Source organism: Glycomyces sp. YM15 (assembly GCF_016918015.1).
Lineage (GTDB): Bacteria > Actinomycetota > Actinomycetes > Mycobacteriales > Micromonosporaceae > Glycomyces.
On sequence record NZ_JAERMK010000039.1, the window covers coordinates 1 to 26,755 of the forward strand.

Consider the following 26,755-nt stretch of genomic DNA (forward strand, 5'->3'; position numbering starts at 1 on the left):
GGTCGACCCTCGACCCCATCCCGTTCTTACCTCGCCCTCGGCAGGCGGCACCTGCCGAGGGGACACACCGCAACACCCAACACCACACGCCACACCCCCGTACGGGTCCGGCCCCATCCCCATGTCCGGACCTGCCTCGAAGGTGCGAATGTCCAGATGTCAAGGACTGCACAGCGGACGTGATGACACGGAACGGCGCGTGACAGCGCGGCCGAGCGCGCCCGCTGGGCCGGTCTCGGTCGCCGTTCCGTCCCGCGCCCCGTCCGCGCCGGACGGCCGCAATACGTCCCCGAATATCCGCTGCCTTGTTGTCGCTGATCGCTCTGACCGCAACCATCCTCGAAGCTGTAGCCCTCCACGAGTATCGACATGGGCCAGCCCTTCCACCGTCAGCGGCGAGACTGGTCCGGCCTCGTTCGACGCGGAGGGCTCCCGCGTTCGATCGCGGCTTACTCGCTGGTGATGCGCTCGTAGATGAAGAAGTCGGACATCGAGCCCTCCGGGTCCTCAGCGGTCCAGGGGCGCGGGTTCGGAATCCGCTCGCTCAGCCGCCATTCGGGGAAGTGCTTCTCGACATCGCGGACCACCGGGTGATGGCGCACGTGAGGCGCCCACTCGACCGACAACCCGGGGTCGTCGGCGTCGCTCGTATAGAGGACGACGTGATTGCGGGCGGCACCGAAGACGTGCTCCAGGTGCAGGTCGTAGACGTCGTCCTCCGTGAGGTGGAAGATGACGTCGAGCGACAGCACCAGGTCGGCGGTGATGATCCCGGCCCGGTCGCTGTAACGCGCGGGGTCATAGAGCGCGAAGCTCTTCGTGGCGTCCTCCGCGAACCTGGCCATGGTCTGGCTCAGCATCGTGGGGGACACATCGAGTCCCAGATAGCGGGGGTACGCGGCGAGCGCGAGCTGTTCCCCGTCGCCGCAACCGAACTCGATGACCGTATCGATGCCCTCATCGGCAACGAACTTGTTGAGCACGCTTGCTTTGAATTCGGCATGCGAGCCGCGCGAACCCGCCCCGGAGGTACCGCCTCGCGCGTAGCGCCTTTCCCAGTATTCGGCTGATCCCATACACCTACTGTGAGGCCACGAGCAGCGCCTTGAAGTCAGGCGCGCCGAGGTCGAAGATCGGAGAATCATGACCGAGCTTCGAGTCCCGCACTTGGAAGCCGCCAGATCGGGGCCGGGCTTCGACGCAGCTGCTGTCGCTCGCGCCGGAACTGCGACTGCTCTTTCGCCAGGTCACGCGACACTCGACGCAGTTGCTGTCCGACGCCCCTGAGCTGCGGGAGCTTTTCCGCCAGCTAGTGAACCCAGTCATCCAGGCGCCCTCCGAATCGTGTCCCAAAAGACCACATCTTGTTGACCCGGCCATGGTACATCTCGATCTTGATGGCCTCCTCGATGTGTCGGCTCTGGTCGAGGGCTTCGACATAGACAAATGCGGGCCCGGTCTTTGTCATTTCGGCAGGTCGAAAGATATCGAAGGAGTGCTCCACCCCTCGATGCAGGCCTTCGAGAATCCGGATCTCGCAGTTGGGCATCCGATCGAATTCAAGGAGCTTCTTGAACTGGTCCGCGCCCCACTCCCACTGTGCAAGTGGTTGGAGAGCGTTCAGGCCGATGAGGATTCTCATGACAGGGGCCGGTTTGCGTCGAAGGATCATGACTTGGCGGCGGAGCTTTCGCTTCCACTGCTGCATCGGCTGCTCGTCTTGACCGGCCAGCGCTTCCATGTGGTACCGCTCGATTTGAAGCGGTCCAGGGATATACCAGGGCTCCCACTTCCAGAACTCTCCGTAGGTGGCCTCGGCCCGCTCGATGATGAAGATGTTGCGTTCCTCGAGATCGGAAACGATCCTGCCGTGGTCCATCTGGCTGATCACATGGATCAGGAACTCGGTTCGCTTCTCGGTCGCTCCGCAGACTTCGGCGAACTTCGCCGCCATCGCCAGCTTCGGCCGGGTCTCTCCAGTGAGGTAGTTCCCGATGGTCCGCACACTCACGCCGAGCTTGGCGCCGATCTGTCCGTAGGTGAGTCCGGACTCGGTATACAGCGCTTGGAGTTCCGCAGGGACGTACCAGTCGGCGAGGTGTGAGAGCGGCATGCAGGCCTCCCGGAGTTCGTCGGTGGAAACGCACTGTAATCAGACGGTACCCCCGCCCAAATGCTCGATGCAATGCGGCGTCCGATAAGGAAAGAATTGGGGTGCAGAACTTTCCGGTCGATTCTTGCCAAGTGTTGTTGCAGGGCAGGTAGTGCTACCTCGTCGTTCTTTCCGTAGGACGTGGTCGTTGCCTACATTCGATACATCGAGAAGTTCATCGCCGTTCCTGATCTGTCAGGAATGCGACAGCTCGAAATGGAGGTAAGGCATTGGTCGATCAGCAGAACCTGGAGCGGGGGGAGTTCCGGGATAGCTTGCGGACCTATCGGGTCCGAGTCTCAAGTCCCGATGCGCCGGATTCGTTCCAGGTGTACACCGGTCAGCGCGAGGACATCGTGCTCATCGTGTCGGGGATCAACTCCGGCGACCTGAAAGCGACATGGGGCCCGGCTTGGCGTGAGGCCGAAGCAGAGTGGCGGATCTGGGTCGAGGAGTGCGCCTTCAGCCTCGTGATCGTGGGCGGACACGTCGGGGAGCGGGTGAGCGGTCGGCAGCGTCCCGGGCGGCCTTCCCCGATGGGGCGGCACATGATCGAGCGGAACCCGTCATCAGCGAGGTTCTGCGATGGCTGAGACGGCGGCTCCGGCGACGGACTCGGACGGGAAGCCGCGCGCCGAATGCGGACGCCGCTCGGACGGCGGGCCGTCGACCGTCGGCTTCCTGGGCGACTTCGCAAGGGGCCATGCGCTGTTCTCGGTCTACCGACTCGGGCCGGATCAGACCCGATATCCGAACGGTCCTTGCGAATTCCTGATCGACTGCGACGACGGCGTGGGCCCGCATGAGGTCTGCCGATTCGACGACGCGGATTTCGCGCCGGCCTGGCGCGGATCGTGGAACGGCGACGCGTGGTGCGGATGGCTTCTCAAGCGCGCCAAGGCATTGATCACCGGGGCACCTCCCGATTAGCCCCCGGCGGGCCGGTCGGCTCAGGTGGGGGTCGACCGGTCCGATACCGGCTGGGCGAGGCAACACGCCGCAATATCGCCGAACTAAGCCTGAAATGCTCGTAAAGTACCTGCCCATGACAGGTTCTACCGAAATGAGAACCCTCTCGCCCGTTCCCGAATCCCGGCGAAGCTCGAACTCCGCCGATCAGGATTCAATGCGTCTGGACCAAATGCTCAACGTCCAGGAAATGGTCGATCGAGCCCTTGGCTCGGTGGCGTCCTCACGCATCAAGGACATCCACGAGTGGGGTCAGTTCCACAATTCGCGCCTGGTGCTGCACGTGCTCGCACGTCTCGCGTACCCGGACGATCCCGACCTGCTGCTGGATCTGCGCGGCCGTGAATCGCGCCTTGAGAAGGCGGCACTCAACCTCGAAGCGCTGTGCGCGCTCGCGGCCTCCATCGGTTTGAAAGCCCGGACGGGGGACGAACGCGCCAAGGCCCTCGCGCTGTTCGACCTCGCCTACCGTCGGCTCGGGGGCCGTGTGCCCCTCGAATACCAAGAGCTGCATGTGACCACGGCCCATCTGCACGGCCGGTCCCGGCAGGTGAAAGAGCTGAGCCGGGTCTATTGCGGCGTCTCGGAGCTCCTGAAGCGGTCGCTCCGCTGCCAGGACGCCCATCCGCGCCACGGCGGCAGCGCCGCGACGTACCTGCGGCGCTTCAAGGACCTCGCCGAGTGGCCCGAGCTGGTGGCCCCCGAAGCCGGCGAGGCGCTGAGCTTCGACGGGCTGCGGACGGCCCCGCTGCCCAAGGTCGAGCGCGGCCCGCTGATCTCGGTCGTCATGACCTGCTTCAAACCCGGCGAGGCGCTGCTGACGGCGGTGCGGTCGATCGTGGAGCAGACGTGGCAGAACTGGGAGCTGCTGCTCGTCGACGACGCCTCCGGCCCCGAGTACGAGGACGTGCTCCTGCAGGCCGCCTCGCTCGACCCGCGCGTCAAGCTCCTCATCCAGCCCGAGAACGCGGGCACCTACCAGGCCCGCAACCGCGCCATGGCCGTCGCCGAAGGCAAGTTCATCGCCGGTCTGGACTCCGACGACTGGTCCCACCCGCGCCGCCTCGAACTGCAGGTGCGGCCGATGATCGCCAGGCCGGAACTGGTCATGGTGGAATCGCGCTGCATCGCCGTCGCCGAGGACCTGGCGCTGATGATCGACCCGCAGATCGCGCTCATCGCCGCGCGGTCGACGCCGATCATGATCCGCGCCGAAGCCGTGCTGAAGAAGGTCGGCTTCTACGACGAGGTCAGGAAGACCGCCGACTCCGAATACCGGTTCCGCATCCAGACCGCGTTCGGCAAGGGCGCCTTCATGCGCATGGGGAACGGCCCTTTGACGGCCGTGCGCTACAACGACAGCACCCTGTCGGCGGGCGAGGTCTCACGGCACTGGATGTCCGCGAGCCGATTCGCCTACTACTCCGGGTTCGCCCGCTGGCACCGCGCTATCGGCCGCGAGCAGGCGTCGCCGTTCCTCGCCTCGGTGGCCCGGCCGCGGCCGTTCCCGATCACCCGCGAGATCACCCGCTCCAATGCGGCCAATCGCGCGATCGAATACGAGCGCATCTACGCCGCGGACTGGAGCGCGCTCGACCAGCGGCGGCGCGCCATGCTCGAAGACGCCGAGGACAGGGCCGACGAGGGCGCCGCGGTCGCGCTGGTGCACTGCCCCGACCTGAAGGGCATCAAGGGCGACCAAGCCCTGGTCGACCGCGCGGTCCTGACCGCCGCTTCCGAACACGGACTCGACTTCGTCGAACCCGAAGGGCCGCACACCGCTCCGATGTTCACGCCCAGTGAGGACTACGCCGAACTGCTCCGGTTCGAGCACCCCGGCATCGAGCCTGAACGGATCCACGTGCAGCCCGCAGCGGCGGCCGTCCAAGGTTCCGCTGCGAACGGCACCGCACCGCAAGGACCCGCGGATCCCGACTCAGGGCCGCAAGACGCGGACCGGCCGGCTGCCCCGCAGGACGCCGCCGGAACGCGAACCGATTCCGCCGCACTGCGACCGGCCTTCAACCGCGGCGACCTGCTGCTCGCCTGCTGCGGTCTCGGGTCCGTCGCGGCTTCGGTCGCGATCGCGTCCGCCATCGAGCCCGCCGCGGTGCCCTGGACCGCGGGCGCGAGCCTCGCACTCTGGGCCGGATCGCTCGCCGCGCTGGCCACGTGGCGCGCCCTCGAACCGCAAGCGGCCGGGGTACAGCCGAACGCCGGACCCGACTCGACGCCCGCCGTTCAGCCGGTGCCGGGCGCCGCGGGGAACCAGTCGGCGAAGCCCTTGCGCCGGTTCGTGAAGGCGGCCGCCCAACGCCGCGCCTGGACGGCGGCCGCGGTCGCACCGCTGGTTCCGGTGCTCGGGGTGTTCACCCCGGACCCGCGACTCGCGGTGGGCATCGCACTGACCCTCCTGTGCCTGCTGGCCGCGACGACGCACTCACGGCTGCTCCGCGCGCTCGATCGCGCCCGCGTCCTCGCGACCGTGCCGGACCGCGGAGCCCCCGGCGGGACCGGGCTCACCCCCCAGAAACGCCGCATGATCGAGAACTGGGAGACGCGCCTCAACCACGGCTGGTCGGTGACCGCCGGAGCCCGCCTGGCGAGCATCGCCGCCGACTCGGGGAAGGGCCCGCGCGAGACCCAGGTCGAGGCCCTTGCCGCCCTGTGCAGCCACCGCGCGGCCCGCGACCGGCATCCCGCCAGGACGCTGCGAGCCGACATCACCATCGTGTCCACGTTCAACCTCCGCGGCGGCACCACCTCCGCGAACGAGGCCGAGATCCTCGCCTACCTGTCGGCAGGGCTCACCGTGGCGCTCGTCCACCACCCGGTGAAGGAACGGGCGATGGCCCGGCCCATCGACCCGAAGATCCTCGCGCTCATCGACGGCGAGCGCGTCGTCCAGGTCCGCCCGCAGGACACCGTCCACTGCGACCTCGCGATCGTGCGGTTCCCCGTGGCCTTGGAGCAGCTCATGGAGGACCGCCCGCAGATCGAAGCGGCGCGGACCGTGCTGCTGGTCAACCAGACCCCGTTCGAGGAGTACGGGCCGACCGGCGGCTACGGCACCGCGTGGAGCATCGCCGACGTGCACCGCAACGTCACCGAATGGCTCGGGCACCACACCTGGTACGCCATCGGCCCGGCCGTGCGCGACGTCCTGCGCGCCCACCACGCCGAGGAAATGGCCGACATCGAACTCGCCCAGGACTTCTGGTACGAGACCATCGACATCGCCGACTGGAAGCGCGAACCGCGCCGGGTCCGCGCCGACGGTGAGCCGATCCGGCTCGGCCGCCACAGCCGCGACCACGTGACCAAGTTCCCGAACATGGCGAAGCGGCTGCTCGCCGCCTACCCGGCCGCGGACGACATCGAGATCCACATGCTCGGCGGCCACGATGCGCTCCAGCGCATCCTCGGCTCGATCCCGCCGCGCTGGATCTCCCTCCCGTTCGGCACGCTGTCGGCCGTGGACTTCCTCGCCGAGGTGGACGTGTACGCGTACTACATCGACGAGAACCTCCTGGAGGCGTTCGGGCGGGCCCCGATGGAGGCCATGGCCGCCGGACTCCCCACGATCCTGCCGCCGCAGTTCGCCGAGCTCTTCGGCGACGGGGCCGTCTACTGCGAACCCGAGGACGTGGCGGCCGAAGTGCGGCGCCTCGCCGCCGACCGCGACTACTACGCCGAACGGGCCGAAGCCGGCCTCCGTGTCGTCCGCGAACGGTTCTCCCCGGAAGCCTTGCTGCGCAGGGTGAACGGTCTCGGCGTCACGATCACCGCACCGGCAGTGCCCACCGCCGAGCCGAACCTGGAGGGGACCCGATGAACTCGAAGACCCGTACCCACCCGAACGTCGACCGGCGCATCGTCGTCGCCTTCGGCACCGCCGCGGCGACCATGGCGCTGCCGTTCGTCCTCGACCCGCCGTACGCACTGGCCGCGGCGGGCCTGGCGCTCGTCGTCCTCATCGGATTCGGGCGGCGCACCGCCGTCCGGCTCCGGCGGCTCGGCCGCGACATCGCCGCCAAACAGTCCGCGGCCGACCTGTTCGGCGCACGCGCCGAACAGGCCCTCCCCTGCGAGTCCGGCGAGCGCCGCGCACAGCGCGTCTTCGAGGCACTGGACGGCGGGTTCCCCGTCTCCGCGGTGCGCGAGGCGCGGGAGATCGCCTCGGACCAGCGGATCCCGCTCGCCGACCGGCTCGCGCTGCTGCGAGCGGTCGAGGCTTGGCAGATGGAGGCCGAGCGTTCGCGCGTCTCGCCTCCGGAACGGGTCGCGTTCGACGTCGTGCTCGTCTCGCACCTCGGCCTGCCGGGCGACGCCGCCGCCGCCACGATCGCGAAGATCGAAGCCTGCCGGGACCTCGGCCTGACGATCGGCCTGTTGCACCACCCGGTTCACCGGTGGCACCCGAACGCGCCGATCGGACCGGAGGTCGAGGCGCTCATCGACGGGGAGCAGGTGCGCGCGATCGGCCTCGACCAGGAGGTCGAATGCGCGCTCGCGGTCGTGCGGACGCCCGTCGCACTCATGTTCCCGCTCGAGCGCCGTCCCCGGGTCACCGCCGGGCGCACCGTCGTCATCGCCGACCAGACGCCGTTCGAGTCCTATGGCGCCCAAAGCTTCCGTGAGAAGGCCTGGGACCTCGGCACCGTCGATCGGCACGTCACCGACTGGCTCGGCGAGCACACCTGGTACGCGGGCGGGCCGCTCGTCCGCGCGGCGCTGCTCGAACACCACGCCGAAGAACTCGCCGGCCTCGACCTGGCTCCTGAGCCTTGGAACGACGTGATCGAGATCGACCGGTGGCGGCTGGACGCCCGCCGAGTCCCGGACGGCCGCATCCGCATCGGCCGCCACGCGCGCGACCACCGGCTGCAGTGGCCCGACCAGCCGAAGACGCTGCTGGAGTGCTATCCCGATCGTGAACCGTTCGAGATTCACGTGCTCGGCGGCGCCGAAGCGCCCGCGCGACTGCTCAAGGGCCTGCCCGAGAACTGGACGGTGCACCCGTTCGACGCGTTGGCGCCCAAGGCATTCCTCGCTGAGGTCGACGTGATGGCCTTTTTCGCCGCGGCCGACGGCGCGGCGGCCTTCGGCAGGGCGCCGCTCGAAGCGATGGCGGCGGGGGTGCCGGTCATCATGGACCGGCGGCTCGAGCCCGCGTACGGGCCCGCCGCGGTCTACTGCGACCCCGGCGAGGTCGCGTCGGTCGCGGAGGCGCTGACGGCCGATCCGGACGCGTACGCGGCGCAGCAGGCGGCGGCCTGGAGCCATCTCGCCGATCGCTTCTCGGTGAAGGCGCTGATGGACCGGCTGCCGCTGGCGGCGGCGGCCGGTGCCATCGGGTGAGCGCCGTCAGGCGATCGTCATCGGGTTCCAGCCGTAGTCGATGACGGGTGAGAAGTCGAAGCTGCCCGTGCCGTCTCCGTGGAACAGGTAGAGGTGGTTGTGGTCCGGGTCCTTGCCGACCCAGTCGAGGTGGCCGTCGCCGGTGAAGTCGCCGACGGCGGCGGCCCCCTCGAGCACGTCCCAGCCGCAGTCGAACAGGACTCCGGGCTTGAATTTCTCGCTGCCGGGTCCCGCGTAGAAGTACATGCACTCGGCGACGTTGTGAACCGCGACGATGTCGGCGTGGCCGTCTTCGTTGGTGTCCCCTACGGCGGTCAGTTCGTGCAGCTGGTTCCAGCTCGATCCGATGTTGAGCCGCTTGGCGAATGCGGTTCCCGTGCCGGTGCCCGGGTAGAGCCACAGCGTGCCGGTGCCGGCTTCCACGGCGATGATGTCGACGTTGCCGTCGCCGGTGTAGTCGTGCCCTGAGACGATGGCGCTCATGACCTCCCACCCTCGGCCGATCGACTGGAACGGCGAGAAGGTGCTGCCGTTGCCGGGGTAGAAGTACAGCTGTCCGGTGCTCGCCTCCCTGGCGATGAGGTCGGCCAGGCCGTCGCCGTTGAGGTCGCCCGCGGTCTCGATGAGGTTCATGGCGTTCCAGCCGAAGCCGACGATGTAGTGGGTGCCGAAGCCGCTGTTGCCGTTGCCCGGCCAGATTTCCAGGGCCCCGGTCGAGTCTCTGCGGGCCACGATGTCGGCGAGCCCGTCCCCGTTGTAGTCGTAGTCCCCGGAGGGCACCTGCTCGGGCTGGGCCGCTTCGGCGCCGCCGTCGGATTGGGCGAACGCCGCGTTCGGAGCGATGAGGACCGCGATGCTCGCGATGCCGGCGCTCCAGAGGAGGAACCGCCGCCGGAACCGGGCGAGGCGCCCGCGGATGGTGCTGTCTTCCATGTCGTTTCCTTCGTGTTCGGGGCCGAAGCCCGCTTCGAATGCCGATACTGGCGATTTTCATTCAACTAGACATAGTGGATCTGGTCATGTTTCCCGAAAGGATGAGCAACCCTTGTGTTCAGGTGTTTCCGCTGAATCAGCCTGTCCCGGGCTCGCAATGGCTATCGTCCGGTATGGAACGACCTGAGCGGCGAGAGAATGGGAGGCGGCCTCATGGCGCCCGAACCGGCTGAACGGCACACCGGACGCAGGCGCTCCCTCCTGCGGGGGCGCCGCCTGTCCGTAGTCGCGGTCACCGCGCCGATCGTCATCCTGCTCGCCGCCACCTTGACCGCGGCGGCACCTCCATCCACATGGGACTCAATGCCGGGGGCGCCCGAGCAGACCGTGGGCGAGAGCCCGAACTACCGGCGAGTCTCGCTGTCGACCCCGGGGGCGACGATCGAGATCTTCGGGCAGCTCGAACCGTTCACCACCGGAGGGATCACCGGCGAGGTCGACCTCGCGAGGCCGGAGGGGAACCAGGCCATGGTGGCGGCTAACCTCGTGGCCTCGTCGGACGAACTGGCGGACTTCGGCCAGGTCTACCTCGCGATGCGCCCCGGTACCCCGGTGGATTACCAGTACGACACGTCGATCCAGTCGATCATCTTCAACCCCGGCATCGAATTCAAGGTGGACATGGTTCCAGGCCTCAGCAGCAGCACGGACTTCCTCTACACCCAGCCGATCAGGATGCTGCCGACCGAACCCGTCGCGAACCCGCTGTTCCCACCGTACGAGCAGACCTTCGCCATACCGAGCCTGGCGCTGCTGTGGGAAGGGGAGGCAGGCGTGACCGGCTCCGAACCGATCGGCATCATCACCGAATTCGAGCTGACCATCACCCACCCCGGCTAGACGACCATTCCACTAGGGAGAGGGAACAGCATGCGCTTCACTGCACGCGGAAGGCTTCTCGTGGCCGCCTCCGGACTGCTCGCCGCCATGGCGGTCGGCCTCCCCTCCCAAGCCCAGCGGACCCCCGAACCGGTCCTCGAATTCGCCACGGCGACCTGCGGCGGCTCCGGCGAACTCGAGGTGGAGTTCCTGCTCACCGACGAGATCGGCGCTCCCGCCCACCCGGAGTACCGCTACATCGTCGCCGGCACCGACGTCCAGACCGGACCCGAATCGAGCCCCTGGCGGGAAGGTGACCTCGCGGGCACCCTCCAACCCGGGGCCGAGGTGCCGCCGCCCGGCGAGGGCTCGCTCTCGGGAATGACGGTCGTCCCCGGGGACACCGGGCACGTCGTCCTGCAGGCAGCGGTCGACCGCGTCTCGGCGGACGGGAGCCGCCTCGATCGGATCGTGGTGCAGGGCGAGGCCGATCTGAGGGAATGCGCACCGGTCGTCCCGGAGCAGGCCGAGATCCCCAGCAGGGTCTGGGGACCCTTCGGCGGGAAGCGAACGATCCCGACACAACAGGAACCCGGCGGCGGACAGACCACCCACCCGGCCGTCGTCCGGATACCCGGCGGCTGGAACGGCTACGAGTACTGGATGGCGCACACCCCCTACCCCGGAAGCAACTCGGCCTGGGAGGATCCGAACATCGCCGCGTCCAACGACGGCGTCAACTGGGTCGTGCCCCCGGGCCTCACCAACCCGATCGACGACCAGCCCGGCCTGCCCGGCCCCTACAACTCCGACACCGACCTGGAGATGGGCCCGGGGAACACGATGTACGTGTTCTGGCGCGTCGTGATCCCGGACGCGGCACAGGAGCGGATCAAGTACTCGACCTCCACCGACGGCGTCAACTGGTCGGCGCCCGCGGAGGCCCTGCGGAGCTCCATGACCGAGCGCCGGCCGCTGTCGCCCGCCCTCATGTACGAGAACGGCCGGTGGGTCATGTGGGCGATCGAAATCGCCCGGTCGCCCAACCGCATGGTCTACTTCGAAGGCGGGGCGACCCCCGCCAAGGCCAACTGGTCCCCCATGCAGACGGTGAGCCTGGGGGCCATGCAGAACGGCAAGGAGCCGTGGCACCTGGACGTCACCAAGGACGGCGACTCGTACATCGGGCTGCTGAACGACACCGCCTTCGCCTCCACCGGCCGCGACGGCGACCTGCTCTTCCTCTACGGAACGACGCCCACGAGCTTCGAGAGCCAGCGCTTCTCGGCCGTGCCGAGGCTCAAACCGGCGATGCACGACCACCTGTACCGGGCGACCGTATACGCGGACACCGAATACGGCGTCCCCGGATACCGGGTGTGGTATTCGGCGCGGATGGCCCTCAACCCGGACGTGTGGAACGTCCAGCAGACCTTCCTCCACGGGGCCGCCGTCCACGGCAGTCCGTGAGTCCTCATCCGACGCTGATCGTTCTCCCAGGTTAGCGGGGCGCGATTGTGGCTATGTTCTGTGCATGAACGACATTGGGGCCGCGGGGAACGCGGTGCACGGCAAGCGCCGGATCTGGGTGCCGCTCGCGGTGGTCGGGGCGCTGCTGGCGCTGATCGCAGCCGAGGCCGTCTTCGCGAGGTCGCAGCCCGCCGGGGTGGCGGTCGTGCCGGACACGGTGATCGAGTTCGGTTCGGGGCAGCGGGCGTCGGTGCAGGTCGGCGACGGCTGGGTGCTCGACAGCGCCGCCAGCGACGTCAACACGCGCCTCGTGCTGGTGCGGGGCGACATGGCGGTCGAACTGTCCAGCGTGACCGTCCCGGCGCAGACGACGCCGGAGGAGATGTGGGCGGGCATGGACCGGCTCCTGGACATCGAACGCCGCCAGGGCGTCGAAGTGCGGCTCGACACCCCGACCGACTACGAGAACGCCTCCGGAGCGACTGGGCTGCAAGGCAAACTGCAGGTCGGCACCCGAGTCGGCCAGGCGTTCGTACTCGCCGGTGACGAAGGCGGACAGGCCGTGGAGGCGCAGGTCCTCGCCCCGGCCCACGCCGGTGACGGCGATCGGTCCGCCGCCGCGGCGCTCATCGATTCGATCGCGTTCGAGGAGGCGTCATGACCGTCTACGCCCACGCGGCGGTGCCGCGCCCGGCCGCCGTCAGCGTGGGAACGCTCGGCTTCTGGACGTTGATCGCCTTGTCCGCCTTCGGATTGTGGACGCTGCAAAAGGACTTCCTCCCGGTCGTGCTGGCGTTTCCGGGGAGCGCGGTACTCGACCTCACCGTGCTCGCGGTCGGTCTCGCCGTCGCGCTGTGGATCGCGCGGCGGTTCCTGCGGCCGGTGCGGGCCCCGCCGTGGTCGGGGACCTGGCTCGCGCTCATGTGGGGCGCGTTCGCGGCGTGCGGTCTGGCGCTGGTGATGAACGGGATGCTGCTCGGAGCCTGGTCGCGGGCTCTGGGGCTGGAGGCGGCCGGTGACTGGGCTGCGTCGCTCACCGCGCCGCTCATCGAGGAGGCGGTGAAGGCCGCGGGCGTGGTGCTGCTCGCGTGCGTCTCGACGCGGCTCGTGCGCAGCGCGGCGGACGGATTCGTGTACGGCGCGCTCGTCGGATTCGGCTTCCAGCTGATGGAGAACTTCACATACGGGCTCAACGGGATCGGGCTGACGGGCGGCGTCGACCCGGTGGGGGCGACGGGTCAGGTGCTGTGGGTCCGCATCCTGCTCACCGGCATCGGGTCGCATTGGACGATGAGCGCGGTGGCGGGGGCCGGGATCGGCTACCTCCTGAGCGAGTCCGGCCGGTCCGCGACTCGGCGCGTCTGGGTCGCCGTCGGGTGCATGGCGCTCGCGATGGGGATGCACTGGCTGTTCGACAGCCCGTTCTTCGGCGGGATCGCCGGTGCGGTGGGCAAGCCGCTGGCGAACTTCGCGATCCTCATCGTGGCGTACACCGTGGTGCGCCGCGGGTTCCGCTCCCGCTGGGACGAGGTCGCCGCCGAGGAGGTGCAGGCCGGGAGCCTCGCGCCCGTCGAGGCGGCGAGCCTGTCGCGGCAGCGTGCGCGGCGGCGGTACCTGCGCGCGTTCGGTCCGGTTCGGGTGGCGCAGGAACGCTTGCAGCAGTTGCAGTTGGACCTGCTCGAGGAACGAGTGCCGAGACGACTCGACCCTGCCGCCGCCCAGCCCTGGCGGGACGCGGTCGCGGCGGCGAGGCAGGGCATGTTGGTCGACAGGACGCCGCCCGTGCTGTGAGCGACGAGCGTCGAAGGCCCGACGGCTACTGGTGGAAGCGGGCCTCGGCCGAGTCGAGGTTCACCGAACCCGGGCACAGGAACGAACCCGCGGCCTTCTTCGCGCCGATCGGACCGCCGCTGTAGCGGCGGGTGGCGTCTTCGCGTTCGAGTGTCACCCGAGACGCCTCGTAGGTGCAGGTCACGCCGTACTTGGTGGCGGCGATGCGCACGTCTTCGGCGGTCGCGGTGCCCGCCGCGTCGTCGAAGGCGAACCCGATATCGCCGCGGAACTCGAACGAGGTGTCGCCGCCGCAGTCGAAGTCGATGCGGTCGGCGTCGATCGCGACCGGGGCGGGCGGCGCGGCCCCGACCGGGACGCGTTCCACCTCGCAACGGCTGTCGCCTTCCGCCAGAACGAGATCCACGAAGTCGCCGGACTCCTTGCTCGACGCGGCGACCGAAGCGGAGGCGGTGGCGCAGAGCAGCAGCGTCACGGCGGCGGCGGCGAACGTTGCAGGACGACGGTGCGGCACGGGTCCGGGCCTTTCTCGCGCGCGGCGCAAGTCCATGGCCGCGTTCCGGATCGACGTTCTGGACGCTAGTAGAGCGCCATCCCGTCGGTAGCGTTTTCACCTATTCTCGGGCGAGGTCCTGCGGCGAACCGCCGATACTTTCGTATCGCCCGGCCCCGGCACGAGCGTCTTCGGTATCGGACCGCACCGCAGCGCTCATTCCAAGGGATCGATTTCAGGCGCATCGTTTGCGCAGGTCAGAGTGCATCTATACAGTGAAGCCGTTCGCATCCCACGGAAAGGCGGCGACCTCATGCCCACCGATGGCACCCGTATCGGGGAGACCACCACCGTTGCCGACGCACCCTGGGTCGGCCCGGCCTTCCTCATCGGCCTCCCGCTCGTCGGCGCCGCGCTCGGGTGGGGCCTCACGTTCATCGTCGAATGGATCGTCGGGCTCGCATGGTTCCCCTTCCAAGGCCTGTTCGAGCTGTTCAACGACCTGTCCGGGACCCTCCGGCTCATCGTGGCGCTCGCCGCCGGGCTGCTCCTCGGCCTCGTCATCGCGCTCTTCGCCCTCCACGAGATGCTCCACATCACCGTCGGCCGCGACCGCATCGCCTTCAGACGCGGCGACTACGAACGCGAGATCGACCGCGCCGACGTCACCGGAGTCTTCGTGCAGGACAAACGGGTCGTCGCGCTCGGGCACCGCCGCCAGGAACTCGCCAACGTCGAATTCGACCTCGACCGCGACAAGCTCGCCGCCGCACTCCGCAGACACGGCTACGGCTGGCACCCCGACGGCGACCCGTACGCCGCCGAGTTCAAACGCTGGGTGAACGGTGCCGACGGACTCCCGCAGGGCGCGAACGCCGTGCTCAAGGCCCGCCAGCAGGCCCTCGAGAAATCGAACACCGGCGACCTGCGCGAACTCCTCGACGAACTCGCCGACCTCGGCGTCGTCGTGCACGACAAGGACAAGAAGCAGTACTGGCGCCTCGCCGACCCCGCCTGACCGACCCTCCTGAACCCGGTCGCACAACCCCGTCATCGTGCGGATGCGCCCGCCGTCTCCCACGCGGAAGATGGACCGGAACGCACCGGACCAAGGGGAGACCATGACCGCACCGCTGCTCTTCGGCCTGGCGATCCTGCTCGCCGCCATCGTCCCCGGCCCCGACTTCGCGATGGTCGTGCGCAACACCGTGCTCTCCGGGCGCGTGAGCGGGATGTGGACCGCCACGGGCATCGGACTCGGCATCGTCGTATGGGTCGTCGCCACCTCGATCGGCCTGGCGGCACTGCTCGCGGCCTCGGCGCTGGCGTTCACCGTGGTCAAGCTCGCGGGCGCCGCCTATCTCGTCTACCTGGGCGTGCGGTCGATGCTCACCGCGATCAAGGAGCGGCGGCGGCCGGTCGCCGAGCTCCGGCTCGACCGGCCGATGAGCCACTGGGCCGCGTTCCGCTCGGGCCTGATGTGCAACCTGCTCAACCCGAAAGCGGTCGTGCTGTTCACCGCGCTGATGCCGCAGTTCCTCGTCGGCGGCGGATCGCAGGCGGTGCTCATCGGCGAGCTCGCGGCCGTGGGGATGGCCGTGTGCGGATTGTTCTACATCGGACTCGCGAACCTGATCGGCCTGTTCCGCTCCGTGCTCGAACGCCCGCGCGTGCGCGCCTGGCTGGGCGGTGTCACCGGGGCGGTCATGGTCGCGCTCGGCCTGCGGGTGGCCGCGAACTGAACCGGACCGCGAGCGGGCGGCCCCGCCCGGCGGTGCGCGCGGGCGATGAGGTGAGATAGCAGCGCGGCGGCCAGCCGGCCGACCCTTCGCGCTTGCGGGAGCGCGGCGGGACGGCGGACCGGCCGCCGTTTCCGCCCCTCGGATTCTCGATAGCGGTTTCACTCGCGTTCTTGCAGAATGAACGCCATGAGCACCTGGGAACTTGAGACCGAGATCGAGGCGTACTACGAGCGCGGCGGCGAACGCGAACGCCTGACGCGGAACCCGCGCGGTCGCCTGGAATTCGCCCGCACGCAGGACCTGCTGCGCCGCAAGCTCCCCGGCGAGAACCTCGACGTGCTCGACGTGGGCGGCGCGACCGGTGTGCACGCGAAATGGCTCGCCGAGGACGGCCACCGCGTCCACCTCATCGACCCCGTCGCCAGCCAGGTCGAGGTCGCGGCCCGGCTGCCCGGCGTCACGGCCGTGGTCGGCGACGCGCGTGAACTGCCTTGGGACGACGCGAGTTTCGACGCCGTGCTCCTCATGGGCCCGCTCTACCACCTCACCGACCGCGAGCATCGCGTGCAGGCCATCGCGGAGGCGCGCCGCTGCACCCGCCCCGACGGCATCGTCGCGGCCGCGACGATCAACCGCACCGCGGGCTGGAACGACTGGCTGACCTTTCTGTCCAACGGCATCGACCGCGGGATCAGCGCCGAGGACAGCCTCCGCATCCTCCGCGAGGGCGACCTCCGCCACTTCGAGCAGGAAATGTTCACCACCGCGTACCTGGCCCACCCGGGCGAGGTCGCCGAGGAGTTCGCCGATGCGGGTCTCAGCGGCGCGGCGCAGTACGCCGTGCAGGGTTTCCCCGGGTTCATGCCCGAACTCGAGCGCCTCATCGACGACGAGGAGGCCCGTGAGCACCTCATGGACGGCCTGCGCATCATCGAGGCCGAGCCCTCGCTGCTCGGCGCGAGCAACCACCTGCTGACGATCGCGACGATCCCGGCCTGAACGCGGCGGGGCGTCCGAACCGAAGCGGGCGCCCCGCGGTTCGGGAAGCCGCTTGTCGCCGCGAGGGCGTGCGGCTAACCTCCGATGGCATGTGGACTCGCAGCTTTCTCATCCTCCACGGCGTGGAGAACCGCAGGCCCGCGGGCCACTGGCAGCATGAGCTGGCCATGGACCTGCGGGAGCGCGGCGAACAGGTCTTCTACCCGCAGCTGCCCGAGACCGACCGGCCGAAGCTGGCCGACTGGACCGACGCGATCCGCGCCGAGCTGGCGCTCATGCGCGGCGAGAAGATCGTCCTGTGCCACAGCCTCGCCTGCGCCGCCTGGATGCACCTCGCGGCGGCCGACGCCGCCTCGTCCAATCCGGCCTCGGCCGACCGGGTCCTGCTCGTGAGCCCGCCCGGCCCCGAAGCATACGACTGGGACGTGATCGCCGGATTCAGCACGACCGGCATGGACCTCGCCGGTCTGCGCCTCGCCGGACACTCGGTCCGATTGGCCTGCTCCGACAACGACCCGTACTGCGCCGACGGCGCCGCCGAGCAGTACGGGCGGCCCCTCGGCTGCGAGGTCGACCTGCTCCCCGGCGACGGCCACATCACCTTCACCGACGGCTACGGCCGCTGGCCCTCGGCTCTCGCCTGGTGCCTCGACGAGACGGAACGCCTGACCCCCAACCACTGACGACCGCGCGGAGCCCGGCCCCGCTCCAGGCTCCCCGTTCGCAGCCCTTCCCACCGGCCTCGCGCAGTGCCAGACTGGACCGGAGCGGGCCCGTTCGCTCCTCGGCACCTCCTGCGGGCCTTCGGATTTCCGGGAGGCCGCATGCGCTGGGTTCGGATCGCCCTCGTCGGCGTCCTCGTACTGTCCGCCGCCTCGGCCGCGCTGGCCGGGAGCGTCGCGAGCCCCCGCGGCGACACCGCCGGGGGCCCGGCCTCCGATGCTCCACAACTGACGGCCACCGCCGAGATCAGGCGCATGTTCATGGAACCCGGCCAGGTCGCGATCGCGGTGACCAACCACGGTGAGGCTCCCGTGCGGGTGCTCGGCCTCGAGCTGCTCACGGAGTCGTTCGCGCCCTTGGGCGTCCAGGAGTTCGACACCCAGGTCCCGCCGAGCGAGAACGCTCGCGACCTCATCGTGCGGTACGGCGAGGCGCGCTGCCCGGACGGCGCCGCCTCGCAGTCCGAGCCGGCCTCGGTGGTCCTGCAGGTCGCGACCGGGGATGCGGCCGTCCACACGGTGACTCTGGGATTGTCACACCCCAACGGCACACTTGACCGATTGGTCCGGGAGGCCTGCGCGGCGCAGGCGGTGGCCGAGTCGGCCCGCATCGAACTGGGGGAGCTGACCGCGACCGCGGACGGCACCCTCGAAGGGAGGTTGATCGCGACGCCGCTGGGGGAGGCGGCGCTGGGAATCACCGAGGTGCGCGGGAGTGTCCTGTTCGAGATCCACATGGGTGCGACCTCGAACGCCCAGGACGGCGGCGCGGCGGCGCCGCTGGCGTTCGACGCGCACCGCTGCGACGGCCACGTGGTGGGCGATGCGAAGCGCCCCTTCGGGTTCACCGTCTGGATCACCATGGACGGAGGCGAACCGGTCGCCGCCCCGATCGACGTGCAGGAAGACCGTCGCGACGCGCTCTGGGCGATGCTGGAGGCCCGCTGCGCCGCGAGGGAATGAGCGGTTGAACCGTTCCAATCGATGGAACTGGAGGAGGCGAACGTGGCACATCGGACGTACGCTGGAAGGCGTGGGTGATCACACCGATACTTCGGGTAACGAGGCGCATCAGTTGCGCACCCGCCTCATGGGGTCCCTGCGCACGCGCGGCGTGATCCGGAGCGAGGCGGTCGGGACGGCGATGCTCGCCGTGCCCCGACACCGCTTCGTTCCCGAAGCGCCGCTGCGCATCGCCTACGCCGACGACGTGTACGTCACCAAGCGCGACAGCGACGGCGAGGCCGTCAGTTCCGCCTCGCAGCCCGCGATCGTCGCCGAAATGCTCGAACAACTCGATGTGCGGCCCGGACAGCGCGTGCTCGAGATCGGGGCGGGCACCGGCTACAACGCCGCGCTGCTCGACGCGCTCGTCGGCTCCGAAGGTGCTGTGACCACTGTAGACATCGACTCCGAGACGGCCGGGCGGGCCCGCAAGGCGCTCGATGCGGTCGGGTGCGAACGGGTGCGGGTCGTGGAGGGCGACGGCGAGCTCGGGTTCGTCGACGGCGCGCCGTACGACCGGATCATCGCCACCGTCGGCACCTGGGACCTGCCTCCGGCCTGGTGGGACCAGCTCGCGGACGGCGGCAGACTGGTCGCGCCCTTGAGCATTCGCGGGTGCGAGCATTCGGTCGCCTTCGACTACGCGGACAGGGTGATGCGCAGCCGTTCGATCGTGAGCTGCGGTTTCATGCCGATGCGCGGGCTCGGCAGCCAGGAGGGCCAGACCGTGGAGCTTTCGGAAGGCCGCATCATGACCTTCCACGTGGAGCGGGAGGTCGAGGCGGAAGGCGTGCGCGGCGCCCTCGACGGTCGCGGCACCACCGTGTGGACGCCCGTGCAGCTCAAGGTGAACGATGACGCGACGCAGCTCTCCTTGTGGCTCGCCTGCGCGTTCACCGGATACGGGCGCATGAGCGCGCCCTTCGGCGATCACGGCCTGCAGCGGCTCCTGCTGCGCTGGGCCAATCCCGCCGTGGTGGAAGGCGAGGACTTCGCGTACCTGGTCTGCCGTAAGACCAGCGGCGGCAACGAGATCGGTGTGCGCGGCCACGGCCCGAACGGTCCGGCTCTCGCGGCGCGCGTCGCCGACGAGGTCCGCGTCTGGGACCGCGAATGCCGCGACGGTGTGAGCCTCCAGATCACGGCCCACCGCGAGGGGACCGGTCCGGAGGCCGAGCCGCGCTTCACCGTGCCCAAGCGTCACACGCGCCTTGCCATCGAAGTGGTCCCCGACGGATCGGCCTCGCGTAGCGACGCTCAGGCGCCCGCGTCCCGGCCTTGATCCCCGTGGGCGTCAAGCGCGTCGGGGACCACTGCGTCCCTGCGGCACCGCCCGGGGAGAGGCGCGCGGTGGCGGGGTCCGGTCACCCTCGCCTCATCCGGTCCGACGTTTCGAACTAGGGTGGGGTGTCGTCGCCCGCCGCGCCAGCCCCTCGGCGCCCCTCGGATCCGGGTGACCGCGAGTAGCGGAACCGCTGCGACTGGTCGCAGTGGACGCAATGCAGTAATAGTGGCTGACACCCCGGAAAATTCCCGGCCCCACTCGCCTCCGCCCCGAGTCGGCCGGTCGAAAGCCGTTCCCAGAAAGGACGCCCCCGATGTCCGAGCCGACGTTCAAACAGCGGGCACGCTATTGGTTCGACAACACCATGTCGAAGGGCACGAAAGCGCTGATCGGTTGGCTGACCGTAATCACGTTGGCGCTCACCGCGATTGGTGCCCTCTTTCTCGTCATCGTCAATGACGGTGACGGCTTCGGCGGTACATTGTGGAAGTCGTTCATCCACATCCTCGACGCCGGAACCATCACCGGTGACGATGCCGGCGGCCCCGCGATGGTCGTCATGTTCATCACCACCATCGGCGGTCTGGTGATCCTCTCGTCACTCGTCGGTGTGCTGACCACGGGTCTCGACGCGAAACTCGAAGACCTTCGAAAAGGCCGCTCGTTCGTCGTTGAGAAAGATCACACCGTCATTCTCGGATGGTCCGATCAGGTCTTCATCGTCATCTCGGAATTGGTGGAGGCCAACGAAAGCGAGAAGCGCGCCGTCATCGCCATCCTCGCCGACCGCGACAAGGTCGAGATGGAGGACGAGATCCGCAGCAAGATCGCGGACCTCAAGAGCACGCACGTCGTCTGTCGCACCGGCGACCCCGCCGACCCCGACAGCATCGCCCTCGTCAACCCCGGCCAGGCCAAGAGCGTCATCGTCCTCACCTCCGCCGAGGACGACCCCGACGCCCAGCTCGTGCGTTCGCTGCTCGCCGTCACCCAGGGCGGCGACGGCATCAAATGCCACGTCGTGGGCGCGGTCGCCGAAGGCCGGAACCTGCCCGCCGCCCGCCTCGCCGGCGGCCGCGCGGCGCACATCGTCGACGCGAACGACCTCATGGCCCGCCTCATGGTCCAGACCTGCCGCCAATCCGGCCTCTCCGTCGTCTACACCGACCTGCTCGACTTCGGCGGCGACGAGATCTACATGGTCGAGGAGCCCGGCCTCTTCGGCCGCCCCCTCAGCCAGGCCCTCCACTCCTACCGCACGTCCTCGTTCATCGGCGTGCTCACCAAGGAGGGCCGCTGCATCATCAACCCGCCCTCCTCCGCCTCGCTCCAGCCCGGCGACAAACTCATCCTCATCGCCGCCGACGACTCCGCGATCGTGCTCGACGGCTCCCGCCCCGTCATCGACGAGAGCGTCATCGTCGCCCGCACCGACGCCGGGAACCGGCCCGAGCGCACCCTGATGCTCGGCTGGAACGCCATGTCGCGCATGATCCTCGAACAGCTCGACCAGTACGTCGCCCCCGGTTCGGTCACCGACGTCGTCACCGACCACCCCGACGCCCCCGAGGCCATCCGCAAGATCGGCCCCACCATGCGCGTCCAGGGCCTCAACTTCAAGGAGGACGACACCACCGACCGGGTCCTCCTCGAATCCCTCAACCCCGGGTCGTACAACCACATCATCGCCCTGTGCTCGGACGACGTGGCCCCGCAGCTCGCCGACTCCAAGACCCTCGTGACCCTGCTCCACCTGCGCGACATGGCCCAGCGCGGCAACACCCGCTTCAAGGTCGTCTCGGAGATGGCCGACGACCGCAACCGCACGCTCGCGCAGGTCACGCAGGCCGACGACTTCATCGTCAGCGACAAGCTCATCAGCCTGCTGCTCACCCAGACCGCCGAGAACCCGCAGCTCTCGCAGGTCTTCGCGCAGCTCTTCAGCCCCGAAGGCTCCGAGATCTACCTCAAACCCGCCGAGCACTACGTGCGCCCCGGCGTGCCGGTCAACTTCTACACCGTGGCCGAATCGGCGCGGCGGCGCGGCGAGACCGCCATCGGCTACCGCGTGGCCGCCCTCGCCAAGCAGGCCCCCAACTACGGCGTGCAGCTCAACCCGGACAAAGGACTGCAATTCATGCTCCAGCCCGGCGACAAGGTCATCGTCCTCGCCGAGGACTGACCCGGACGTACGCCCATCGGGAGACCCCCGGCCCGCTGCGAACGGCCGCCCTCACCCGATGGGCGTACGACTTTGGTCATAGGACGTTCACGACCATCGGCCGATGGCAGTGTCGGACGGCGCAGGTAGCTTCGATGGAGACCGCAGCACCCAGCGGAGACGCTCGTACAGAGGCAGAACCAGGAAATGACCGACACCACCGCACCCAGTCCGGCGGCGGCCGAAACGCCGCCGGTGAAAGCCCCGATCACCCGATTGTGGTCCTACGCCCGCCAGCATCTGCGCCTGCTCATCATCGGCGGCGCCCTCTCCTTCGCCGGAGGCCTCGTCGGCCTCGTCCAGCCGCTCATCGCCATGGACGTCATCGACACCCTCTCCGCGAACGAATCCCTCACCAGGCCGCTGCTCTATCTCGGCGCGGTCGTCATCGTCGGCGGCGCGCTCGGCGCCCTCGGCCCCTACCTCATGCAGATCGCCGGGCAGGACGTCGTCCTCACCGTGCGAAAGCAGCTCATCGACAGGCTCGTGCGACTCGAAGTCGCCGAAGTCGACCGCCTCAAGCCCGGCGACCTCGTCTCCCGGCTCAGCTCCGACACCAACCTCCTGCGCACCGTCGCCAGCACCACCGTCATCGGCGGCGTCACCGACGCCTTCATGATCCTCGGCGGCATCGGCCTCATGGCCTGGCTCGACCTCACCCTGTTCGGCACCACCATGGCCATGGTCGCGTTCGTCACGGTCACGATGCTGTTCATCATGCCGCGCATCCAGAACGCCACCGTCGCCTCGCAGAAGGCCCTGGGCGACATGGGATCGCTCCTGGAGCGCATCTTCAGCGCCTTCCGCACCGTCAAGGCCTCCAGCGCCGAGGACCACGAGATCGCCCGCCTCAACGGGGCGGCCACCACCGCCCGCGACACGGGCGTCAAGGCCTCGTTCTGGGAGGCGCTCGCCGGCGTCGTCGCATTCCTGCCGGTGAACATCGCGTTCCTCATGGTCCTCGGCGTCGGCGGCGCGCGCGTCGCCTCCGGGGCCATGGAGGTCGGCACCCTCATCGGCTTCCTGCTGCTGCTGTTCTACCTGATGGGCCCGATCAACGGCCTCATCGCGTCGCTCTCGCAGCTCCAGACCGGCCTGGCCGCCATCCACCGCATCGAAGAGGTCGAGAACCTCGACGCCGAGGGCTCCGCCTCCGAGGACGGCCTGCCGGAGGCCGTGCGCCTCCCGGCCGGCACCGGGCCCGCGCAGGTCGTGTTCGAGGACGTGACCTTCCGGTACGCCGAAGACCTGCCGTACGTCCACCATGGCGTCTCGTTCACCTCGAGTGGACGCGGACTGACCGCGCTGGTCGGCCCTTCCGGGGCCGGCAAGACGACGGTGTTCTCGCTCATCGAGCGGTTCTACCCGGCCACCACCGGTTCGGTGAAGGTCGACGGGGTCGACGTCGTGGACTGGCCGCTCGAGGAGCTGCGCCGCATGATCGGCTATGTCGAGCAGGACGCGCCGGTCCTGGACGGCACGCTCCGCGAGAACCTCGTGATGGCCTCGCCCGCGGCGACCGACGTGGAATTGGACGAGGTCGTGCAGGTCGCGCGGTTGACCGAACTGGTCGGCAAACTGCCGGACGGCCTCGACTCGCGGATCGGCTACCGGGGCACGACGCTCTCGGGCGGCGAGCGCCAGCGCGTGGCCATCGCCCGGGCGCTGCTGCGCAAGCCGCGGCTGCTGCTGCTCGACGAGGCGACCTCGCAGCTCGACGCCGCGAACGAGGCGGCGCTCAAGCAGGTGATGCTCGACGCGGCTGAGCGCACGAATGTTCTGGTCGTGGCCCACCGGCTTTCGACGGTGACCAGCGCCGACCAGATCGTGGTCTTCGACGCCGGTCTGGTGCGCGCGGTCGGCACGCACGCGGAGCTGGTGGAGAAGGACGACCTGTACCGCGACCTGGCCGCCTCGCAGTTGCTCACGGCCGCATAGGGCAGTAGCGGCGACCGCGCGACCGCGCGACCGTCCAACGCTGGAGCGTGCCGCGTCGATGCCGCGCGCCCCGCGGCAATGCCGCGGGGCGCGAACCGAAGCCGTCGGCCCGCTGGGCTGAAACCGGCGCGGGCTCTCCCGCGGCGCTACCGCGGGAGCTTGCGGGTTGCCGGTGCGCGTTGGCGTTCGTTACCGGGTCGGGGCGTTGGCGAGCGCCTTGCGGACCTGGTCGGAGAGCTCGGTGTAGTACTCGTCGATGTAGTGGTACGGGCCCGGGCCCCAGCGGTGGGCCGGGTCGCCGATGCGCAGGGCGGGGTCGACTTCGACCGGCGGCAGGGCCCGTTCGCCCAGGGCCGCTTCGAGGATCGCGTAGGCGTGTTCGAGCCAGTGGTTGTTCCGCTTGGTGATCCGCAGGTCGTTCACCGGTTCGCCCGCCGTGTCGTGCGAGGCCCAGAACGCGCGGTGGACCAGCACCGGCCGCTGTGGGAGTCGCTTGGCGAACGCCCTTGCGGCAGTGGCGAACGGGCCGTCGTCGGCGAGTTCGACGTCGTTGGTGACCGGGCGGTACCCGGGGCGCTTGTCCAGGCCCGCGTTGCGGAAGTAGATCGTCGAGGTGACCAGTCCGGAGCCGGTGTCGATGAGCGGCCAGCGCTCATCGATGAGATCGATGACGATCGGGTGGTCGATGTCGGCGAGCGGGTCGAGCGCCGTCTTCCGGTGGTCTTCGACCACGGTGCGGCGCTGGAAGGCCGAATCGAGCTCGATGTCGTCGGGGTCGATGGGGCTCGGCGTCGACACGAGGCTCTGGATGCGGGTGCGCGAGATGAAGTGGACCGGCTTGGGCAGCGGGTCGCGGCCGAGATCGGCGGCGTCACGGGTGACGCAGCAGCCGATCAGCGAGTACGTCGGGGGAAGGTGCTCCATTGGCGGATGCTCCGATCCAGTGGCGGCGGTGGCACGAAAGTGGCCAGTATGCAGGACGGCCGTGCGGCCCGGTACCTGCAGGTGGGGGCCACTTTTGCTGTTTCGCCACCGTCAATCTGCGGGCAACCTTGCGCCCACCGGAGGGACACCGTTATGTATTCGAAGGTTTCGATGCTTGACGTTCGGGCTCCGATGCGCCAAGATTGCCTAGAAAACGGTTCCTATCGATATTCGAATCGTTTCGGGGAGGTCCCGCTTCTCCAGCTTTCCGTCCGATGGCCTGATTTAGAAACCGATACCTGCGGCACCGCGACCCGGGCATCGGATCGTGACACCCTGCCGCGATCGGATCGGGCCGGGCGGGACCGGCTGGGAGGCCGTCGCCTCGGTGACCGTACCGATGGTCTTGGTGGTGCATGCCGGGGTGGCCACCACCGCCGAGGCGACGGCCTCCCGCATGGACGCGTGGTCGCCACGCCGCCGCACCGGTCGCCGGTGTTCTCAGCGGCGTGGCGACCGCCGTCGTGCTCCGGATTTCTGACATCGTTCAGTCGTCGTTCACGTTCGCGCCGAACGGGTGACGACCGCGGCCGCTTGACTGAAGGCCCGTTCCCGATGGAGTCCCGTGCCGAAGGGCACACCCCACGAAAGGACCTTCATGTCCCTCAAGAGCGCGCTCCTGCGCGGCGCGGCCGTGCTGACCGCCGCCGGAGCCCTCGCCGGCCTCGCCGCGGCCCCGGCCGCCGCCAAGTCCCACCACCACGAGCCCCTCGTGATCGCGCACCGCGGTGCCAGCGGCTACATGCCCGAGCACACGCTCGAGGCCTATGCGCTCGCCGTCGAGATGGGCGCGGACGTCATCGAGCCCGACCTCGTGCTCACCAAGGACGGCGAACTGCTCGCCCGCCACGAGCCGGTCCTCGACGAGACCACCGACGTCGCCGAGCATCCCGAGTTCGCGGACCGCAAGACCACCAAGCTCATCGACGGCAAGCCCGTCACCGGCTTCTTCGCCGACGACTTCACCCTCGCCGAGCTCAAGACCCTCCGCGCCGAGGAGCGCCTGCCGGGCCTGCGCCCCGACAGCGCCGCGTACGACGGCCAGTTCGAGCTGGTCACCTACGACGAGGTGCTCGACTACGTCGGCACCCTCGACCGCAAGGTGATCACCTACCCGGAGATGAAGCACCCGTCCTACTACGAGGACAAGGGCATGAGCATCGAGGACGCGCTCGCCGACCTCCTGGAGGAGCGGGGGCTCGACCGCAAGCGGTCGCCGGTGTGGATCCAGTCGTTCGAGTACGAGAGCCTGCTCGACATCGATGAGCGCGTGGACAACCCGATCGGGCTGAACATCGACGGCCAGGGCGCGATCCCGGACGCGACCCTCGACGAGTACGCCGAGACGCTGGACACGGTGAGCCTCAACAAGAACCGCATCTTCCCGCGCGCGGCCGACGGTTCGATCTCGGAGCCGACCGACATCGTGGAGCGCGCGCACGACCGGGGCCTGGACGTGCACGTCTGGACCTTCCGCGCCGAGAACACCTTCCTGCCGGCGAACCTGCGCGAGGGCTCCGACCCGGCCGCGTGGGGCGATTACGAGGCCGAGTTCGAGCTGTTCTACGACCTGGGCGTGGACGCGGTCTTCAGCGACTTCCCGGACCTGGCCGTCGCCGCCCGCGACTGCTAGCCCGGGTCGAATCAAAGGATTCACACCGAGAAGCGAGGGGCCGCCCTGCCGGGCGGATTCTAGGGGTGGTTGCAACACTGCTGGTTATTCGCTGGTGTGGATGAGTTTAGCGAGGCGCTCGGCTGGGGTTTCCCAGGCGAGCGTTTTGCGTGGGCGTCCGTTGAGTTCGGCGGCGACG

23 protein-coding genes are annotated in these 26,755 nt (G+C 69.1%); 17 read left to right on the forward strand and 6 right to left on the reverse strand.

The window, feature by feature from the left end; all coding sequences use genetic code 11:
• Nucleotides 1-449 precede the first annotated feature (449 nt).
• The 3 genes from JHY01_RS25015 to JHY01_RS25025 all read right to left on the reverse strand — a co-directional run bounded on the left by JHY01_RS25015 (nucleotide 450) and on the right by JHY01_RS25025 (nucleotide 2,113).
• Complete coding sequence (locus tag JHY01_RS25015) at nucleotides 450-983, reverse strand: class I SAM-dependent methyltransferase (protein ID WP_205328444.1); 534 nt, start codon at nucleotides 981-983, stop codon at nucleotides 450-452.
• A 97-nt stretch (nucleotides 984-1,080) separates the two neighbouring features.
• Entirely contained in the window at nucleotides 1,081-1,380 is a 300-nt protein-coding gene (locus JHY01_RS25020) for a DUF397 domain-containing protein (RefSeq protein WP_307814575.1), read from the reverse strand.
• A complete protein-coding gene (locus tag JHY01_RS25025) occupies nucleotides 1,310-2,113 on the reverse strand; it encodes a Scr1 family TA system antitoxin-like transcriptional regulator (protein ID WP_205328446.1) in 804 nt (267 codons plus the stop codon). Before JHY01_RS25025 ends, JHY01_RS25020 begins: the two co-directional genes overlap by 71 nt.
• A 269-nt stretch (nucleotides 2,114-2,382) precedes the next feature.
• Here JHY01_RS25025 and JHY01_RS25030 point away from each other — a divergent pair, with 269 nt between their 5' ends.
• The 4 genes from JHY01_RS25030 to JHY01_RS25045 all read left to right on the forward strand — a co-directional run bounded on the left by JHY01_RS25030 (nucleotide 2,383) and on the right by JHY01_RS25045 (nucleotide 8,482).
• Nucleotides 2,383-2,745 carry a hypothetical protein gene (locus JHY01_RS25030; RefSeq protein WP_205328447.1) on the forward strand — a complete coding sequence of 121 codons (363 nt, stop codon included), beginning with the start codon at nucleotides 2,383-2,385 and terminating at the stop codon, nucleotides 2,743-2,745.
• A complete protein-coding gene (locus JHY01_RS25035) occupies nucleotides 2,738-3,082 on the forward strand; it encodes a hypothetical protein (protein WP_205328448.1) in 345 nt (114 codons plus the stop codon). The genes JHY01_RS25030 and JHY01_RS25035 overlap by 8 nt, the downstream gene beginning before the upstream one ends.
• Before the next feature lie 196 nt (nucleotides 3,083-3,278).
• A complete protein-coding gene (locus JHY01_RS25040; protein ID WP_205328449.1) occupies nucleotides 3,279-6,956 on the forward strand; it encodes a glycosyltransferase in 3,678 nt (1,225 codons plus the stop codon).
• Nucleotides 6,953-8,482 carry a glycosyltransferase gene (locus tag JHY01_RS25045; protein ID WP_205328450.1) on the forward strand — a complete coding sequence of 510 codons (1,530 nt, stop codon included), beginning with the start codon at nucleotides 6,953-6,955 and terminating at the stop codon, nucleotides 8,480-8,482. The genes JHY01_RS25040 and JHY01_RS25045 overlap by 4 nt, the downstream gene beginning before the upstream one ends.
• Before the next feature lie 6 nt (nucleotides 8,483-8,488).
• Here the strand turns inward: JHY01_RS25045 and JHY01_RS25050 are convergent, their stop codons facing one another.
• Complete coding sequence (locus JHY01_RS25050) at nucleotides 8,489-9,415, reverse strand: VCBS repeat-containing protein (protein WP_205328451.1); 927 nt, start codon at nucleotides 9,413-9,415, stop codon at nucleotides 8,489-8,491.
• Between the two features lie 213 nt (nucleotides 9,416-9,628).
• On the opposite strand from JHY01_RS25050, the gene JHY01_RS25055 reads away from it, so the two are divergent.
• The 4 genes from JHY01_RS25055 to JHY01_RS25070 all read left to right on the forward strand — a co-directional run bounded on the left by JHY01_RS25055 (nucleotide 9,629) and on the right by JHY01_RS25070 (nucleotide 13,555).
• Nucleotides 9,629-10,315 (forward strand): hypothetical protein, encoded by a 687-nt coding sequence (locus JHY01_RS25055; protein ID WP_205328452.1) that lies wholly within the window; start codon nucleotides 9,629-9,631, stop codon nucleotides 10,313-10,315.
• A gap of 30 nt (nucleotides 10,316-10,345) precedes the next feature.
• Nucleotides 10,346-11,764, forward strand: a complete 1,419-nt coding sequence (locus JHY01_RS25060) for a hypothetical protein (RefSeq protein WP_205328453.1) — start codon at nucleotides 10,346-10,348, stop codon at nucleotides 11,762-11,764.
• A 64-nt stretch (nucleotides 11,765-11,828) separates the two neighbouring features.
• The gene (locus JHY01_RS25065; RefSeq protein WP_205328454.1) at nucleotides 11,829-12,425 is read left to right on the forward strand and encodes a hypothetical protein; all 597 of its coding nucleotides are present in this window, start codon (nucleotides 11,829-11,831) and stop codon (nucleotides 12,423-12,425) included.
• A complete protein-coding gene (locus tag JHY01_RS25070) occupies nucleotides 12,422-13,555 on the forward strand; it encodes a PrsW family intramembrane metalloprotease (protein ID WP_205328455.1) in 1,134 nt (377 codons plus the stop codon). Before JHY01_RS25065 ends, JHY01_RS25070 begins: the two co-directional genes overlap by 4 nt.
• 25 nt (nucleotides 13,556-13,580) lie before the next feature.
• Here JHY01_RS25070 and JHY01_RS25075 read toward each other — a convergent pair whose 3' ends face one another.
• Complete coding sequence (locus JHY01_RS25075) at nucleotides 13,581-14,069, reverse strand: hypothetical protein (protein ID WP_205328456.1); 489 nt, start codon at nucleotides 14,067-14,069, stop codon at nucleotides 13,581-13,583.
• Nucleotides 14,070-14,361: 292 nt separating this feature from the next.
• On the opposite strand from JHY01_RS25075, the gene JHY01_RS25080 reads away from it, so the two are divergent.
• The 8 genes from JHY01_RS25080 to JHY01_RS25115 all read left to right on the forward strand — a co-directional run bounded on the left by JHY01_RS25080 (nucleotide 14,362) and on the right by JHY01_RS25115 (nucleotide 23,960).
• The gene (locus JHY01_RS25080; protein WP_205328457.1) at nucleotides 14,362-15,066 is read left to right on the forward strand and encodes a hypothetical protein; all 705 of its coding nucleotides are present in this window, start codon (nucleotides 14,362-14,364) and stop codon (nucleotides 15,064-15,066) included.
• A gap of 103 nt (nucleotides 15,067-15,169) precedes the next feature.
• On the forward strand, nucleotides 15,170-15,790 hold the full coding sequence (locus tag JHY01_RS25085) for a LysE family translocator (protein ID WP_205328458.1): 621 nt from the start codon (nucleotides 15,170-15,172) through the stop codon (nucleotides 15,788-15,790).
• A gap of 186 nt (nucleotides 15,791-15,976) precedes the next feature.
• Nucleotides 15,977-16,789 carry a class I SAM-dependent methyltransferase gene (locus JHY01_RS25090; RefSeq protein WP_205328459.1) on the forward strand — a complete coding sequence of 271 codons (813 nt, stop codon included), beginning with the start codon at nucleotides 15,977-15,979 and terminating at the stop codon, nucleotides 16,787-16,789.
• 89 nt (nucleotides 16,790-16,878) lie between these two features.
• Nucleotides 16,879-17,472 carry an alpha/beta hydrolase gene (locus JHY01_RS25095; protein WP_205328460.1) on the forward strand — a complete coding sequence of 198 codons (594 nt, stop codon included), beginning with the start codon at nucleotides 16,879-16,881 and terminating at the stop codon, nucleotides 17,470-17,472.
• 141 nt (nucleotides 17,473-17,613) lie between these two features.
• A complete protein-coding gene (locus tag JHY01_RS25100) occupies nucleotides 17,614-18,474 on the forward strand; it encodes a hypothetical protein (protein WP_205328461.1) in 861 nt (286 codons plus the stop codon).
• Between the two features lie 70 nt (nucleotides 18,475-18,544).
• A complete protein-coding gene (gene fxlM, locus JHY01_RS25105) occupies nucleotides 18,545-19,798 on the forward strand; it encodes a methyltransferase, FxLD system (protein WP_205328462.1) in 1,254 nt (417 codons plus the stop codon).
• A 316-nt stretch (nucleotides 19,799-20,114) separates the two neighbouring features.
• Nucleotides 20,115-21,983, forward strand: a complete 1,869-nt coding sequence (locus JHY01_RS25110; RefSeq protein WP_205328463.1) for a hypothetical protein — start codon at nucleotides 20,115-20,117, stop codon at nucleotides 21,981-21,983.
• A gap of 186 nt (nucleotides 21,984-22,169) precedes the next feature.
• Nucleotides 22,170-23,960, forward strand: a complete 1,791-nt coding sequence (locus JHY01_RS25115) for an ABC transporter ATP-binding protein (protein WP_205328464.1) — start codon at nucleotides 22,170-22,172, stop codon at nucleotides 23,958-23,960.
• 189 nt (nucleotides 23,961-24,149) lie between these two features.
• On the opposite strand, the gene JHY01_RS25120 is transcribed toward JHY01_RS25115, so the two are convergent.
• A complete protein-coding gene (locus tag JHY01_RS25120; protein WP_205328465.1) occupies nucleotides 24,150-24,884 on the reverse strand; it encodes a DUF6270 domain-containing protein in 735 nt (244 codons plus the stop codon).
• A 658-nt stretch (nucleotides 24,885-25,542) separates the two neighbouring features.
• Between JHY01_RS25120 and JHY01_RS25125 the strand changes: the two genes are divergently transcribed.
• Nucleotides 25,543-26,577 (forward strand): glycerophosphodiester phosphodiesterase family protein, encoded by a 1,035-nt coding sequence (locus JHY01_RS25125; protein ID WP_240193242.1) that lies wholly within the window; start codon nucleotides 25,543-25,545, stop codon nucleotides 26,575-26,577.
• Nucleotides 26,578-26,755 lie beyond the last annotated feature (178 nt).